Raw genomic sequence first — 14,634 nt, forward strand, 5'->3', positions numbered from 1 at the left:
AATGAAAGGAGCACCCCAATGAACATACAGTACTCTGTCGTAACAATTTCGGTTACAGACTTGAATACATCCATTAAACGCTTATCAAAAGCGCTTATCCGTCAGCGATGGAAAAGTGCATATAAGGTGGCGGATATGATAAGAGATAGACTGTTTAATGATGAAGCACTACGTGAAATGACGCAGTTAGAGAGAAATATATCACCTGAAAAGTTTACAGTTACACTTAATATTCAAGGCCCTAAAAATAAAGTGGCAGAAGTAGTCGCTTTCGCGAAGGTAACGGCTGATCAAGCTGGCTTAGTTATTAATACCGATCTAGATCTTACCCGTGTAAAGCTATTTAGCTAGCCTGAACTTGAGTAATCATTGACCCTTTAGCAGTTGTTACCCCTTACTGCTGCGTTAAATTTGCCATGTATTAAGAAATAACCTCTGGCTAGAGTGATGTTGCGTCTTGTGAGCTTAGGTATTGTTGTTGATTAATTCACTTTTTACTCAGAGTTCGGGTTAATCTAAAATATTTAACGCGTTTGATTTAGATGTGCATTCGGTTTATATCCCTACCTTTTATTATTGTACAATATCTTTGATGTGATATATTGCGACTGCCCTTTACTGGCAGGTAACTGGGTTTAGCTATGAGACACTAAATTAGACTTAAGGAAATTTTTAATGAAAGCGATAATAACGATTATCACGTTTCTGCTGAGCGCATTTCCTGTGCTGGCCGACACGTCCTTTTTTGCAAGAGACCTTGATTGGGGGACTACCAAAGTAAAAGATAGGGTAGCCAGTGCAATAGAGGAGTTTAAGGCCCATTCATCAAGTAGCACTGTTTCTAATGGTCTAGAGAGTTTTATAAACGGACAAGCAGCTGCTGGAAAAAAACTAACATTTAGCAATGGCGTATCAGCAACGTTAACGGGTGAGGCATCATTTATAGCCACATCGCATGCACCTTCCGGTTCAATGACCATCTACATGGAGGATATCGAGCTTACTTTCGATGCCCCTATTAAATCGTTTGCATTTCAAGCTGTTGACTTAGATGTTGGGAGTGCGAATTTACAAATTCAGTTTGATTATCAGGATGGCGGTGTAGCACACTATGCTTTGCCAGATGCTGTCGATGTAAATAATAACTTAGTTTTTTGGGGCGTTCATTCATCAAAGCCCGTTAAAAAAGTGACTATTTCACGTACCAGCGTGGGTGATGTGGTTTACCTAGATGACTTTATGGTAATTTCTGAGCAATCTTTTCGAGACCCCACTTCATTTAAAAACCCACAACTTACCAGAGTAGGTATATGCGCTGCAGATCGTATTGATTATACCGACGAGTTTGGCGCAACCAAATTGAAATCCGATCTAGGCCAGGTGCAATGTATTGGACGTCTTAGGGCAAATAAACTTGAAGTGTTCACAAACACTTATTCTGCTGACCGGTTTTTAGGTGAGATCGCGTCTGATAGATGTTTTATTCGTAGCGAATATACAAATGTACATTTGATACGCAGTACCCCACACTGGGAGCATGAAGAGATTGATGGTAAAAAAATTTCTACCATGACAATCAGATATACACATAGTGGTCAATTTCCACACCAACCATATGGCTATGCGAGAAGTATTTGTCAATTTAAAAACCCAGCTCAAGACAATATTATGCTTCTAGGCAGTTATGCAACTACTTACGCAGATAAATTTTAAGGGGAGTAATATTATGTTAAATGATCGATTAGCCATATATATACTGTGTGCTTTTACCACTTTTACCGCCTGTGCTTCTCTTTATCCTGAACACCCAAGTACACCATCCCCTCGCGGATTCTGTACTATCACAGGTTCGGTCTATTCTGGGACAGAAGTTGGTGAGTATGGTGGGTTATGGTCAACTGTGACATATAATAATTACACACCAGCACGTGAATATGGCATTGGGCAACCTGCTATTGCTTCACCAGATGTTGCGAATACCCCGACACAAGTAATTTGTAAATTGCCAGTATCTATTTCAAAAAGCTCCTACCCAGACTCTCCAGGAGAGATTTACATCGGTGCTGGTTGGTTTGCTGGCCGAGTTGGTGATATCAGCTCACTTGTTTCATGTGATGTTGTTGCCCGTAGAAAAGGTCAAGAAGTATACAGAGAAACACTGGATATTAGCAATGAGATAGACCCAAGCTATCGTGGCTATGACAATGGCTATGCGTATAATATTACAAGGGTTAAACCATGGCTGCCAGACAATGAGTCGTCTTTAGTTGAGTTAAAACAATATGGTGCGAAAGTTACGTCGCAAGCATTTAGAGACGTGGTATCGAATAAAGAAGCGCAAGTTGATCATATTTACTTTGATTGCACTGTAGATAATGACTACAGCCAAGCGGACGCCATTACTATTAACTTATTGCCTGCCTATCTATATTAATTTTTTCCAGTAAAGGTGACTTGTTGTCACCTTTTGCCCCCTTTATTACAGCTATTGTGCTTTTACTTCATCTGTTACATGATTAGTAAGGCCCTGAGGATCATTCATATAACATTTGTACTCATTTAAAAGGTTACGCAAATGAGTATAGTTTTGTGCAAACAGTTTTTTGCGGGTGCTGAGGTTTATACTCGGTAAATGAATGGGCATGCCGTTTTCTTTACTCAGGGTTGCCCACCCCAAAGGGGTTAAATTGAGCATACCTTTTATATTCAAACTATCATGTTCAATAAATACCGCTATGGCTTGTTGTCCCTGTGATGTTGAGCTAGGGTAACTTTCAAAAAAGCTCGTAATTTGCGGATACTCGTTGATATGCAGCTTGCGATTAAGGCAAATGGTTTGTGTAAGAGGCACATTAATGATATCCCTTATCCCAGCAGGCTTAACCCCATCAGCGAACGCGATAAGTTCATATGTATGCTTCATTTTAGTGCGGCTGATCGCCCCAAGTATTTGTACATGCTCCATAATATAGGTTCTCAAGTCTCATTTAGATTAAACGACTCTTATTCTAACTGCGAAGTAGGCGGTTAGCTACTTTCTTCTTTTTTAGTCACGCATCATGTGGAATTTATATTGTACAATATAAATTGTATCGCGTTGTAATTGTGATAATTATAAGGCATATTGCTATCAAGATGAGACTAGGTTGAAAAAAGATGACATGTACAACTGATGCGGTATTGGTGTATTTAGATGTTGAGTGTGAGGATGCTGCACAGCGAGTACGTAAATTTTGTGAGTCGTTAGGTATAGATGAATCGGAGCCAAATTCGCAGTTAAGGGCTGCACAACTGGCTGAATATGAAATAAAAAAATCCATAGCTAAAATAAAAAACAAATCTCGGCCTGGTGTAAGAGACAAAGAAAAGCTTGGCTCTTTGAATAACGAGCTGGTGCATTTGCTACATGCGATGCCTGAAAGGATCAGTGCGCTGGCACTCGAGCGAATTATAGAACAATTTATTGTGGAGATTATTCATATTCATCCCATTGCGGACGACACTTGTATTATTGCGCTATGTATGAAAAGACTTAGAGAAAACTATTTAGGCAAGTATGATGGTCGCCTTGCCTATACTATTGTACAACAAATTATTGATTGTCTGCATGCGTCAAGTGGCCGCATCATGTTCCAGTAGTATAATGTTGCTGAGGGCCGATTAGAAAGATAAAAAGTATGATGTGTTAACTTAGTTAAATAAGGATAAAAACATGTGGTTTCAAGCTCTTACAGCCGCAGGCGGTTGGATTTTCGAAATATTTAAAGGCAAACAGGATATTGTTAGACAAGCTGCACACGCTAAAGCGCAGCGCGTAATAAGTTGGGAAGAAGCAATGGCTAATGGTGCGGCCACCAGTTGGAAAGATGAATGGTTCACTGTTTTGTTAAGTGTTCCTTTTATTATGTGTTTTATTCCACAACTTGCGCCATACGCTCATCAAGGCTTTATTCAATTAGAGCAGACCCCCGAATTTTACCGCTATATGTTCGGCCTAGCTGTAGGAGCCTCGTTCGGATTTAGAGGCTTTGATAAATTTGTAAGAACGAGAAACATACGTAATTGACGTTTGTCAGCGTGAACAAGTTCATTTTTGTGTCGCAAATATAAAGCGAAGTGGCACTAGTAGTAATCAGTAAACTGGAGTTAAGTCGATGTCTAATAAAGAGTTGGTGTTTCCCAATGGTGAGCCTTTTGACCTGTGGGGAGAGCACTTAATACAGTTCCTTTTAAAAGGGGCGAAAGTGCGTGTGTATTTAGTCAATGGTATCTGTCTTAATGGCAAAGTCCGTCGGTTTGATAAAGGTAGTGTGCTACTTTCCTCGCATAATAAAGAGCCCATGCTGATTAATCGAGAAAGTGTTGCAACGATTGCCCATGACGATCACAAAGTAGCCACCTGTGAATAGTCGTGATCAAGGGATTGTGACCATTGACCCTGAGTTCTGGCGACCAAGTGATACAGAGCTAAAAAGGATGGAACAAGAGCAGTTGTTGGTAGTTTCAGATCACGAGGGTGAACCTGTTTATCATTTCAAATGTGTCAGAAGTGGGGCGTGTTGCCGAACGAACCTGTGTGGTAGAGGTGAAATGAACACCGAAACCAATCAATGTACCCACCTAATTTTAGATGAAACGCTACAAGAGGGCGTAAATCTCTATCGCTGTAACCTCTACTCATTGTACAATAATAAAAATGATGGGTCTGCGATGCAATTTGGTAAAGGTTGTTGTGCACCTTGGAGCGAAGCGAGAGCTAAAGTGATTGAACAATATCGTTTAAGACAGCTTGCCATCACTTCGGTAACCAGTTAGCCGTGGTTACATGTGTGAGATAGGTAGAAAGTAAGGTTCTACTTTGCGTTTGAGAACGTTGAGATGTTTATTTAGCTCAACGAAAAGGAAGCGCAAGATGACACAAAAACACATATCTCACCAAAACGAGCTCGGTACAAACCGAGATGATATAGTTAAAGAGCAGCAACGTCTGCGCTTTACCAATGAGCTGTTAGCAGAGGAAGTTCGATTAGCAAAGGACGCTTTGTCTACGGCGCTGGATAAGCTCGGACTAAACTGGTCTCCAAGATCAAGAGACTACAGTGTTTTACATGACATTCTGGGTACACTGCCTCTGGCAAGCTACGAGCAAGCGTTAACCGCAAGTGAAAGTCAGCGTATTGAATTACTCAATAGGCATGTAAAACTGAAACAATCGTTCGAAGAGCAAAGCCGAGAAAAAAATGATTTGCTGATAGCATTCACCTATGCACACCAAGAGGCGTGTTATTTATGTGAATATCATCACAGACTAGCTTTGATCGTCGAAACTGAGTTGGGTAATGCCTGCTGGTTTTTACAAGCAGAAACCAAAAGTGCATTTGCTCACTTAGCATATAAAAAAGCGCCAAACTCAACGCTTGAAAACAGTCAAAGAGTCGCTGCATTAATTATGCTGGCAACTTCATCACATCAGTGAGCCGGCGTTTTTAGGATGGAGTGTGCGCTCTTAAAGCATGCAGTTAGGTTGGTTTTACCTTAATTGCAACTGTGAGAATATTGAACTAACAAACGCGTTGTTGGTACATAAATGAGTCTGTGAGATTGAGCCTTACAATCCTGCACCTATAGGAGATGCTAACATGGCATTTGATATTACTACTGTATTGCAAAACACAGTGACGTTTACGTCGCAACCTAACAACCATGGTATCTATAGTCTTTCACTGACACTAGAAAACCAAGATATTGCAGGCGACTACTTATTCGATGCAATTAAAGCATACGCAAGTGAAAATAACATATCTCTCAAAGAGGACATTCGTAACTCATACCTAAAAGTGTACTTGAAACACTCGTATGCTAGCGGCGAGCTTACAAAAGATGATCTCGATACCGCTGATTATACAGCGCAAGTCGCTCTGAAAGATTTACATCAAGCGCAAGAAGGGAGTGAAAAGTACGAGCCTATTACAATTAGCGGCTTGCCAGCAAATGCGCGTTTTAAATGCGCATTTGAACTTGTACTGAATGGCGAACTGCAAGGAGAGTTTCTATTAGCGCCAAGCTCTGAAATGCAGCTAGGGGGCTCGAATGTAGCGGAGCCAGAAAATGTCGTTTTATCAATCACAGAAACCGCTAAAAGTGTCGAAGTAAAAGTCAGTAACGTTTCAGCTGAGGACAACACGCACTTTTTACTTGAAGTAGTTGACGACACTAAGCGTGCAATGCCAGAAGTGCCTTATGAGCAAAGCGTGGTATTTTCTGGAGAATTTGAATTTCAAGCAGACAGTGAACCAACCTTTATGTTTACGGTTGGTGAAAACAACATGCGCAGTTATGTAAATTACTCTGTCCACTTAAGAACGATAGAGAAAGTGGATAATGCGCCCAACTCAGCTTCAGCTTCGGTAAAAGTAGACGCTCAATCTTTTGAACTTCCTTGGCTTGCTGGTTTTGTCGATACGACGGTCATCAAAGGCAAGCAAATTGAAGATGCGCTTGTGAGTAAGATAGCAACTAAGCTAACAGCCAATAAAGATGCCCGCAAAGCACTGCGTACCGCGTTAAATAGTGGCGCATATTCACTCGTTGCATCGCAGATGTACGACCTGACTCGTGACGTGGCGGTCGAAGAATTTGAAAGTGCAAAAGATACCTTTAACGAAGTAAGGACGAAGTTACGTCGTATTGCTCTATACAGTGATATTGACCCTGATTACAGCGAAGTTTTGGACTTGAGCGGTTCTACCGGAGATGCCGAATTTGATACCTATGATGTCTTTATGTTTGTGACCAAACAGGGTTTCACCAACGGTATCGAAACCCGTTACTTTACTTGGCTTGGTAAAGCTTTTTACTTAGGCCCAATTGTTGAAGGTGGCGTTATTTCAGACAAAAAATTCCAAGTGTCAGTGCGTGGCGATGTGTATCGTGACCGTGCTGAGCTTATTTTCTCATAACCTGCTTTACAATCTGCTGGGCGTTTATACGCCCAGTTATTATAGAGGTGATCTCCTATGACTTTTGATCTATTGTCGTTTTTAAACGCTACTAACAATGTAGTCACGACGGCACAAACACAAGCGGCAGCCGATGGGCTAATGCGCCACGCCATTGCACTGGTTGGCGCGCAAGATCACATCTCGTTGCGAGATGCGTTAAAAGACCAAGCCAGTTTACCGAATACCTACTTGTCTATTTATATTGCAGCCAAAGATGAATTAGATGGTAACTCAGTTTCATTCGATCAAACATATGCGCAAGGTAACTTAAATCCATACAAATTTAATGGTACTCAGCTAACGTATAAAGTCACTTATCAAGCAGAGGACCGTTTTCAATACAAAGATTTATTTGTCGATGGTTTGCTCTCTGGCACTGACTATTACTATGGTATAGAACTTGTTGTTGACGGAGTATTGCAAACAGGTTGGCTTCAAGGTGCTTTTACTACTCATGGGACAGCTTATTCAGCCCCAACACTGAGTGACATTGCCTTTTCAAATCCTAGTGACCCATACCGGTTAATTTATGACATTGAAAGTGTCAATATGGCTGGAAAAGACAACTTGTCAGTGCGCTTCGAGGTAATAAACTCCGTATTAACAAATACAGGGCCACGTGAATACATCGTTGAACGAGATGAGTTTTTTGGCCCTAACGGTGAAAGGTTCGCAATTGAAGATTTGCCTGGTTCAATTTATCAACGCTATGTTGAGTATGATATACAAATACGCTTTGTTTCAAAAACGGATTCTCCAGTTGGTGTGTCTGCGCCATTGAAATTAGCACAAAACATACAAATCCCATGGTTAGATCATTTTGTCGATACGGTTATATTAGACGGCGGCGGTATAGATCAAGAAATCTTAGAGGATGCTGCTAAGCGTATTGCTGAGTTAACACCAGCACAAAGAGATGCACTTTTGGCGCAACTCAGCGAAGGTGATATTAAAGATATCGGTTCAGCGTATAAAGCGTTATTGAAACAAGCAGCTATTGCGACTGTGCAATCACTTGAACCTGCGGCTGATGCGATGCGTAAGCAGCTCATGGATTTATTATATGCTGCTAATGATCAAGGTGTTCAGGCACCAGGTATTTATATCACGCTTGATCTAAATGATAGCGACGCACAACGCGTATTTAAGATGATCACAGCGCCATGCTATGTGAGGGAACACCATATAGACAGTGTCGTGCGCTTCTCTGAGGGCGTATTTTATATTACCGAAGACAAAGATGACCAAGGTGTTGATACAGGCTTAACACGTATTGTTTATGTTGGACAAGCTGCGTTTGAGCGTTTTTTCTTGAAGTTTAGTAATCGATAAATCTCGCTCAGCCGGACTGTTTATACCAATTTGCTTAATTAAGCTTGTATTTTGAGGCGAACAGATAATACCGCTAGCACGTCATACTATCGCCAAGGTAACTGCATGGATGCAGACAAGGAAAGGCGGTGCTATTTAGTTTGTTCTAGATAAGCAACGTTTAACCAATTAGCGTCAGATTTATTCCTTCAAATTGAGCAAGCATTAAGGCGAATTGGTATAATATTAGCGCCTTTTTTTAGTTGCAACTTTAGTGTAAGCAACCCATTGGATACTGTGCGCATTGTACAATATGCAAATTCACAGCGAATTTACTGTGTTGCTTTTAATTTCTCCATGAGACCCATTACATGTTTAATTCAGATCCACTTTTCTTAACATCAGCGCAAAAACCAAATACACACCGAATTGGTAATGTACTTCATTGTGATAAGCTCCCCTACCCCACCAATTACGTCCAACATGATATATATTGTGTTGTATATGTTGGTGATGATGTTCAAGACATACTCAAAGCACGTTATACCATTAATTTACTCATTGAGAGCGGGCGTTTAACGGAAGATAGAATTAGATTAAGAAAAGCACTGGGTGAATACAATTTTAATAGAATGATTGATGGCTTTTTGCAAGAACAAATTAACACATCAAAGCAAGGGTGAATTGTACAATATAAAGCATACCGTACTGTACAACTCATTCATGCTCATTGCTAGAAGTCATTACCTCAGGCGCTTGACACTTGACGACATCAGAAAAAGAACTGCTGTTTTGTTATTACCTTACGCTGCGATAACATTAAACTTGGCAATTAACTTTCCTAAATGGCCGGTGCTTCACTTGTTATAACGGTAAGTGCCACCCAAGGTTATAAAGTCATTTAAAATCAAAGCACTAATATGCAAAATAATTAACAACGCCAGCTAAATAAACTGCCTATTAAGCTTAGAATATTACTCTGGCATTGCGACAAATTACACCCTAACAGACGCCGATATGAATTAAAATGTAGTCGTAGCGTCTGAGCATTCATTGATTAAGGGTAACCAACAAGCATATTCACTCTTTTAAGCAAAGCGTTTTACTTCCCGTACCTTACAATCAACAATATGAACGTCGCTCTGATAAAAGCGCACTTAACGTATATTTAGATTTCTATTACTCCTTTTCATATTCAACAGGCGGTACCATACCGGCTATTCCAACCCCGACATTAATCGCTGCGTTACACAACACTTTTGCTTTGTCCTCATCACTTAGGGCTTCATATGCAGCAATGAGTGCAGGTCCACCTTGGTAAGTAGTATTAAGCAGTGCTGCTATATTAATGTCTTCTCGAACAAAAGTCGCATTAAAGTGTTTTGCGTCCATCCTAGTCCACCATTCATTACAAAATTCTTATAGCCCTTGACCTATCATTTTAAGTGCACAGTTCGTCATATAATGATATTGGGCTAAATGTCGTTAGTCTCGAGTCAACATTCTAAATGTAGTGCATCACTAAACGCAAGACGCGTGACTACAAGTATATTGAAAATCGCACATTGCTTGTGAGTACATTAAGTACACACGCAGAGCCGTTTTAGTTAAGAATCAAATTGTCCAATACTGGTGTAATGTCAAATACCTGCTCAACAGCAGGGTTACCAATATAAAATTCATCAGACGGAAACTCAAAAGCTTGATATGCAACGTTAGACACTGTCGCTAGTAGGCTTGCCTGGATCTCATTTTCTGGTAGCCATTTGTTATAGGTTAATATACCTGCATCATTCGCTACACCAACAATTGCCACACTCACATTGTAATTGAACTCATCAATGTTCATACCTAGCGTATCTGCACTCGTGACAAGTAAATAGGCTACTTTGGCACTCTCCTTTAACGGCAGAGCATCGCGTAACCCATTAGCAGTGTTCAAAGCCAATGTTTCAAATGCTCTAACGTGGGTGTCTTTTAGAAGACTGTTTAGGCTTGTTCGCTTGCCTCGACCATTAGTTATGCTGGACTTGCTGTACCTTATTGTCATACAACACTCACTCCCTAATAAAACGTACATTTCTTTATAGGCGCCTTAGATTGCCTAGTATTACAACGACTAACATTTTCCCGCGCCATAAAACATTACACTCAAAGTGTGATTGATTCAAGCTCAATCTGTTGCGTCATATACAATTCTTCACTTATCGATCTGAAAACATGTTTTAGCACACTTCTTGTTAGAGTTGTGTTGATATATAGCAAATGTAGGCGAATAAAAGCATTTGACGCAATTCACATTTTAGATAAATTACCACGCCTATTATCCTGTTTTATATAATTATAAATCTTGATAAATGTATTTAAAGTGCTATTAATTCAAGGTGTTATTTTTCAAACCAGCAAAACGGAAATAAAAAAAACCTTACTAATGAATGATTTAATATTATTAAAATCATACTTAAAGCTGAATTAGAGCGACGCACTCTATGGCGTTTCAACTGTAACGGCTGTATGATTGCAGCAGCTTTTTGCACTTTAAGTGTTAAGCAATGTTTTTCGTTCGGAGCCACTAAAGTTGACAGAACTATACTATAAAGATCACCAAAATCTGGGGTTAAAAAGCCCAAATGGACCGTCAGCCCGCCTCAATGAAATGTTGGATAAGAATAAGAAACGATGGAAAGAGCCCGGCCACGGCAGAACTTCTGTGGTTAGAGATGCTGCTGATATATCCTTCTCAGCCGCTGCAAAGTGGCTAAAAGAGGATGTTTTGCCTCGAAAAGCTGAAGATAGAGTGCATTTTGCTCAGATCTTACAAGTAGATCTACTGTATTGGGAATATGGTGAGCGAAGAAAAGTTGAACGAAAACCGGTGGATATTTTGAAGTTTAGTGTCGTAACGCACCAAATGATGTCCAAATTAGGGCTTTCTCACAATGAGATAAAAACCGAGCAGCTGATATTGATTCAGGAAATCGCACTTGCATTCTCAGATAGATGTGGAGATGCCTACCCAGATGAACATATCATAGAGCGACTTTTCAAGTTAGCAATCGGAAATAATTAATCAACACGTCAATATTGTACAATATCAGAGTTTGGCTGACCCAATTCTCTTATTTTCCTGTTACAACTTGTATTGTACAATTGCAACTTCATCGCTGTTAAATATTAAGCCCCTTGGCTTTTTTGATAACGACCACTAACACACTTTAGTAAGCGCGGGTGTAACATCAGCGTCAGAAGCTCACCCATTAGTGAGCTTCAATTATAGTGTCTTTACAATCAATTGGAGTACTTGGTATGTATCTTGAAGAGTTAATTGACTACGTCATGATCGAAACCGGTGGATTCATTATGGGCGACTTAGAAATGACCCAAATTGACAAGCATCAATTTCACCTCATCGTGAAGCGTGCCTTGGGTATTTACAACAAATATTGCCCGCAATCAAAACGCCTTATCGTTGACTGTGACAAGACATATGACTTTACTACGTCACCTTTGGGCAGGCCAAACTGGGTTTCTAATGTTACTCCATTAGACCATGAGAGCGCCATAGCAGAGTTAGTTTATGGCCGCTCAATCATCAATAAGCCTCCGGTTTGGGAATACCAAGAGCCAACCCTTTTTATAGCCGGTTCAGCAGGAAAATACGATGTAACAGCACTCTATTTTCATGACATTACTGATATCATGTTTGATGAAAACAATCGAGTAACGACATGCAATTTACCTTCGATTTCCTATGACGATGTTTTATTTTTAGACCTACTAGTAAGCTACTCTTTACTTGCCATTGGCCGCTCTAGGCGCGCCTTTACATTGCAAGACTTTCCCGTCTCAATGGACGGAAAGTTACTCGTATATGAGGGACGGTTGATGCTAAAAAACACGAAGCGCAGACTACAAGAGCAATCTCGCTGGCATCATGCGATTGGGTGAGTAAGCGTAAATACCAAGACCTTGTTTCTCTGTGGTAATTTGATAATATGCTTGAAAATTGTACCTATCAACGTGTTTTTGACTAAGACAATTTTGTATCGCCAACTTGAGACTGGAAGTATGAGACACTGAACTATGACATATAATGATTATGATTGGTCTATTGTGCCCTTAGAACCTGTTCCCCTTACTATGGGCCACATTAACTTATTAAATTTAGCTAGGCATCAAGCAGATAATACGCTGATTATTTTACGCCACCATAATAGCACCGCTTCCCCAAAGCATTTATGGACACAAGCCCAAAGCCAAGAAATGATCGAGCGATGGTGCGCCTCTCAAGTTTATGTACCAGCTTTAAAGTTCGTTCAGCCAGATGCACAAAGTAGCAATAGCGATTGCATTGAACTCATTAAGTCAAACACCAGTGGGAAAAAGGTATTGCTAACATCAAGCCTGAGTGAATGCGATAAATTCAATGAATATCAGCAAAATGGAATTGACTGTCGCTTTGTGACCCCAGCGAAAGACAAAGCAGGCGCAATCATCGACTCCTCAACAGTACAGCACGCTTTTTTAGGTGAGCCGTCATTGATTAACTTGCAGCGTGAGCTAAAACAATGCCTAGATCTGGGCATTTTGCATTATTCAACATACCAATGGCTGTGGCGTTACGCACTGAACATGCAACAAAACACGAATACCAGTATAGCGAGTTAATGATGGATCAGCTCCAAAACAGAGGTAAACAAGGTACCCGTACGTATTACGTGGCTCGGACATCCGTGTTGCAAGCGCTGAGTGATTGTGCGCCTTTACTAAAGCAGCATGAGTTCGAATTAATTGACACATTATACAATAGAATCATGAACTTATTTGATACAGACCAATATGCCTTATATGAACAGGTTGCAAATATATTGTCAGTAAAGAAAAACACCTCTATTACAGCGTATTTAAAAGAAGCAATAGAGGCGACTGTCGTTAGCTTTACACATAAAAACTGACAGCTTGGTGAAGCAATTACCTTTTGCAATAAAAACAGCAATAGGTGTTTAACAGCGATGATAAGCTGTTCAGTGACAAAGACTCTTGGTATACTCTATTGTACAACTGAGACTACACCGACACCAAGCGGTGAATAATGAGAACTATGGGGCCTGTATGATGTCCACACGTGAAACATGTAATACACAACTTTGCGCTTTACCCGTCCATTTTGCGGACCTCTATGTGTTAGCTTGTCAAAGCAGCCTATATAGCGAGTAAACTATGTCAGGTATGTCGTTTAACCGCAGTGGCTACAAATCACACGTCAATATGTTAAAAGATGTGGTGATTGACATGGTCGAGTCTGGAAAATTTCAGTCAGTCTCGATACAGCAGCTGGATAATGATCAAATCATTCACCCCAAATTACTTGAAGATGACGCCCCGTTCTCGTGCTTACTTGAAGTACTGCCTGAGGGTAACGCCATGCTGGCTGGCAACCAGTATAGTTGGCGCGTTATGTTTAAAGTTAGTTGGAATGAAGCCAGATTATATGTGGCGCCAAAGTTGCAACTTCCCGACACCGCAATGCTCACAGAGGTACAGGGTCAGTTTGAACGGTTAGTGGGTTGGGATCATGTTGGTGTCATCGGGTCTGATATTGGTAACTCAGGGATCCCATTTGTTGATAGAACGTACCTGAGAAAAGCAGCTCCAGCGTATCCAATGGGGTATATACTTACGTTAACCGAGCGCGGCTTTGTATTTTTTTCATACGAAGAAACTTTTGATGATGCAACGCAAATAAACAGTAATAACGCAAGCTGGTTTAGTTGGCTTTGTGTACAACGCCCTGTTGATCCAGAATCGGGCGAGCCGCTGGTAAGTGAAATGTCGCCAGTATTCGCAGCATATGAAATAAAAAATGGTTTTGGTCATGTAAGAAACAAGTTCGTAGTACGTGAGGCCGACGTATACGTACCGACTAAAAGCCAACCGGCTTGGCGATTTAAACACATGGACAATGCGATTTTGCCCCATCAAGACGCTGAAGTTAACTATTTTACTGATGATAATACCGCAAAAGTATTTTTTCCCCACAATTTGAATACGCGCCGTTATCGCTACAAACATGTCCTCGATCTGATTGCCTACAGTGAGGCTCGCTTATTTGGAAGTTTACAAAACGTTGAATTTTCTCAGGTATTTTACGAGAAGCAAAGTCGCCGCTTTAAAACAGTATTGAATCACGCCCAAGATTCGACCGGCACCATTATTCTGATTTATATCAATGGACCAGAGATAAAAGAGCATGTTCGCTCGGTGCATGATGAAAGTTACAACTGGTTATTGGCCACAGGATAGCAGCATGACAAACCATGAA

19 protein-coding genes are annotated in these 14,634 nt (G+C 40.6%); 16 read left to right on the top strand and 3 right to left on the bottom strand.

Going from position 1 to position 14,634, the window contains the following annotated elements; all coding sequences use genetic code 11:
- The first annotated feature begins 18 nt into the window (after positions 1-18).
- From D9603_RS06620 to D9603_RS06630, 3 genes are all read left to right on the top strand, one after another.
- Complete coding sequence (locus D9603_RS06620; protein ID WP_128730725.1) at positions 19-351, top strand: hypothetical protein; 333 nt, start codon at positions 19-21, stop codon at positions 349-351.
- Positions 352-675: 324 nt separating this feature from the next.
- Complete coding sequence (locus D9603_RS06625; RefSeq protein WP_128730726.1) at positions 676-1,713, top strand: hypothetical protein; 1,038 nt, start codon at positions 676-678, stop codon at positions 1,711-1,713.
- 13 nt (positions 1,714-1,726) lie between these two features.
- Positions 1,727-2,434 carry a hypothetical protein gene (locus tag D9603_RS06630; protein ID WP_128730727.1) on the top strand — a complete coding sequence of 236 codons (708 nt, stop codon included), beginning with the start codon at positions 1,727-1,729 and terminating at the stop codon, positions 2,432-2,434.
- Positions 2,435-2,485: 51 nt separating this feature from the next.
- Here D9603_RS06630 and D9603_RS06635 read toward each other — a convergent pair whose 3' ends face one another.
- Positions 2,486-2,965 carry a hypothetical protein gene (locus tag D9603_RS06635; RefSeq protein ID WP_128730728.1) on the bottom strand — a complete coding sequence of 160 codons (480 nt, stop codon included), beginning with the start codon at positions 2,963-2,965 and terminating at the stop codon, positions 2,486-2,488.
- 191 nt (positions 2,966-3,156) lie between these two features.
- Here D9603_RS06635 and D9603_RS06640 point away from each other — a divergent pair, with 191 nt between their 5' ends.
- From D9603_RS06640 to D9603_RS06675, 8 genes are all read left to right on the top strand, one after another.
- Entirely contained in the window at positions 3,157-3,639 is a 483-nt protein-coding gene (locus D9603_RS06640; RefSeq protein ID WP_128730729.1) for a hypothetical protein, read from the top strand.
- Positions 3,640-3,712: 73 nt separating this feature from the next.
- Entirely contained in the window at positions 3,713-4,066 is a 354-nt protein-coding gene (locus D9603_RS06645) for a hypothetical protein (RefSeq protein WP_128730730.1), read from the top strand.
- 88 nt (positions 4,067-4,154) lie between these two features.
- Positions 4,155-4,409 (top strand): RNA chaperone Hfq, encoded by a 255-nt coding sequence (locus tag D9603_RS06650; RefSeq protein ID WP_125251914.1) that lies wholly within the window; start codon positions 4,155-4,157, stop codon positions 4,407-4,409.
- Positions 4,402-4,815, top strand: a complete 414-nt coding sequence (locus D9603_RS06655) for a hypothetical protein (RefSeq protein ID WP_128730731.1) — start codon at positions 4,402-4,404, stop codon at positions 4,813-4,815. The genes D9603_RS06650 and D9603_RS06655 overlap by 8 nt, the downstream gene beginning before the upstream one ends.
- Positions 4,816-4,912: 97 nt before the next feature.
- Positions 4,913-5,476, top strand: coding sequence for a hypothetical protein (locus D9603_RS06660; RefSeq protein ID WP_125251912.1), 564 nt, complete (start codon positions 4,913-4,915; stop codon positions 5,474-5,476).
- Between the two features lie 163 nt (positions 5,477-5,639).
- Entirely contained in the window at positions 5,640-6,959 is a 1,320-nt protein-coding gene (locus D9603_RS06665) for a hypothetical protein (protein ID WP_128730732.1), read from the top strand.
- Between the two features lie 57 nt (positions 6,960-7,016).
- Positions 7,017-8,333 carry a hypothetical protein gene (locus D9603_RS06670; protein ID WP_128730733.1) on the top strand — a complete coding sequence of 439 codons (1,317 nt, stop codon included), beginning with the start codon at positions 7,017-7,019 and terminating at the stop codon, positions 8,331-8,333.
- A 350-nt stretch (positions 8,334-8,683) separates the two neighbouring features.
- Positions 8,684-8,995, top strand: a complete 312-nt coding sequence (locus D9603_RS06675; protein WP_128730734.1) for a hypothetical protein — start codon at positions 8,684-8,686, stop codon at positions 8,993-8,995.
- 496 nt (positions 8,996-9,491) lie between these two features.
- On the opposite strand, the gene D9603_RS06680 is transcribed toward D9603_RS06675, so the two are convergent.
- Together D9603_RS06680 and D9603_RS06685 are read right to left on the bottom strand one after the other, a co-directional pair.
- Positions 9,492-9,704, bottom strand: coding sequence for a hypothetical protein (locus D9603_RS06680; protein ID WP_125251908.1), 213 nt, complete (start codon positions 9,702-9,704; stop codon positions 9,492-9,494).
- A 211-nt stretch (positions 9,705-9,915) separates the two neighbouring features.
- Positions 9,916-10,362 carry a hypothetical protein gene (locus tag D9603_RS06685; protein ID WP_128730735.1) on the bottom strand — a complete coding sequence of 149 codons (447 nt, stop codon included), beginning with the start codon at positions 10,360-10,362 and terminating at the stop codon, positions 9,916-9,918.
- Positions 10,363-10,890: 528 nt separating this feature from the next.
- Between D9603_RS06685 and D9603_RS06690 the strand changes: the two genes are divergently transcribed.
- The 5 genes from D9603_RS06690 (at position 10,891) to D9603_RS06710 (ending at position 14,615) form a co-directional block, all read left to right on the top strand.
- The gene (locus D9603_RS06690) at positions 10,891-11,382 is read left to right on the top strand and encodes a hypothetical protein (protein WP_128730736.1); all 492 of its coding nucleotides are present in this window, start codon (positions 10,891-10,893) and stop codon (positions 11,380-11,382) included.
- A gap of 206 nt (positions 11,383-11,588) precedes the next feature.
- Positions 11,589-12,260 carry a hypothetical protein gene (locus D9603_RS06695; protein ID WP_128730737.1) on the top strand — a complete coding sequence of 224 codons (672 nt, stop codon included), beginning with the start codon at positions 11,589-11,591 and terminating at the stop codon, positions 12,258-12,260.
- Positions 12,261-12,395: 135 nt separating this feature from the next.
- The gene (locus D9603_RS06700; RefSeq protein WP_128730738.1) at positions 12,396-12,980 is read left to right on the top strand and encodes a hypothetical protein; all 585 of its coding nucleotides are present in this window, start codon (positions 12,396-12,398) and stop codon (positions 12,978-12,980) included.
- A complete protein-coding gene (locus tag D9603_RS06705; protein WP_128730739.1) occupies positions 12,980-13,267 on the top strand; it encodes a hypothetical protein in 288 nt (95 codons plus the stop codon). The genes D9603_RS06700 and D9603_RS06705 overlap by 1 nt, the downstream gene beginning before the upstream one ends.
- A gap of 265 nt (positions 13,268-13,532) precedes the next feature.
- On the top strand, positions 13,533-14,615 hold the full coding sequence (locus D9603_RS06710) for a hypothetical protein (protein WP_125251902.1): 1,083 nt from the start codon (positions 13,533-13,535) through the stop codon (positions 14,613-14,615).
- Positions 14,616-14,634 lie beyond the last annotated feature (19 nt).

The organism is Pseudoalteromonas sp. PS5 (assembly GCF_004103255.1).
Lineage (GTDB): Bacteria > Pseudomonadota > Gammaproteobacteria > Enterobacterales > Alteromonadaceae > Pseudoalteromonas > Pseudoalteromonas peptidolytica.

Bases quoted from the DNA above. Each gene is read 5' to 3' on its own strand.
- D9603_RS06620 (WP_128730725.1), top strand. From the start codon at position 19: ATGAACATACAGTACTCTGTCGTAACAATTTCGGTTACAGACTTGAAT.
- D9603_RS06625 (WP_128730726.1), top strand. From the start codon at position 676: ATGAAAGCGATAATAACGATTATCACGTTTCTGCTGAGCGCATTTCCT.
- D9603_RS06630 (WP_128730727.1), top strand. From the start codon at position 1,727: ATGTTAAATGATCGATTAGCCATATATATACTGTGTGCTTTTACCACT.
- D9603_RS06635 (WP_128730728.1), bottom strand. From the start codon at position 2,965: ATGGAGCATGTACAAATACTTGGGGCGATCAGCCGCACTAAAATGAAG.
- D9603_RS06640 (WP_128730729.1), top strand. From the start codon at position 3,157: ATGACATGTACAACTGATGCGGTATTGGTGTATTTAGATGTTGAGTGT.
- D9603_RS06645 (WP_128730730.1), top strand. From the start codon at position 3,713: ATGTGGTTTCAAGCTCTTACAGCCGCAGGCGGTTGGATTTTCGAAATA.
- D9603_RS06650 (WP_125251914.1), top strand. From the start codon at position 4,155: ATGTCTAATAAAGAGTTGGTGTTTCCCAATGGTGAGCCTTTTGACCTG.
- D9603_RS06660 (WP_125251912.1), top strand. From the start codon at position 4,913: ATGACACAAAAACACATATCTCACCAAAACGAGCTCGGTACAAACCGA.
- D9603_RS06665 (WP_128730732.1), top strand. From the start codon at position 5,640: ATGGCATTTGATATTACTACTGTATTGCAAAACACAGTGACGTTTACG.
- D9603_RS06670 (WP_128730733.1), top strand. From the start codon at position 7,017: ATGACTTTTGATCTATTGTCGTTTTTAAACGCTACTAACAATGTAGTC.
- D9603_RS06675 (WP_128730734.1), top strand. From the start codon at position 8,684: ATGTTTAATTCAGATCCACTTTTCTTAACATCAGCGCAAAAACCAAAT.
- D9603_RS06680 (WP_125251908.1), bottom strand. From the start codon at position 9,704: ATGGACGCAAAACACTTTAATGCGACTTTTGTTCGAGAAGACATTAAT.
- D9603_RS06685 (WP_128730735.1), bottom strand. From the start codon at position 10,362: ATGACAATAAGGTACAGCAAGTCCAGCATAACTAATGGTCGAGGCAAG.
- D9603_RS06700 (WP_128730738.1), top strand. From the start codon at position 12,396: ATGACATATAATGATTATGATTGGTCTATTGTGCCCTTAGAACCTGTT.
- D9603_RS06705 (WP_128730739.1), top strand. From the start codon at position 12,980: ATGATGGATCAGCTCCAAAACAGAGGTAAACAAGGTACCCGTACGTAT.
- D9603_RS06710 (WP_125251902.1), top strand. From the start codon at position 13,533: ATGTCAGGTATGTCGTTTAACCGCAGTGGCTACAAATCACACGTCAAT.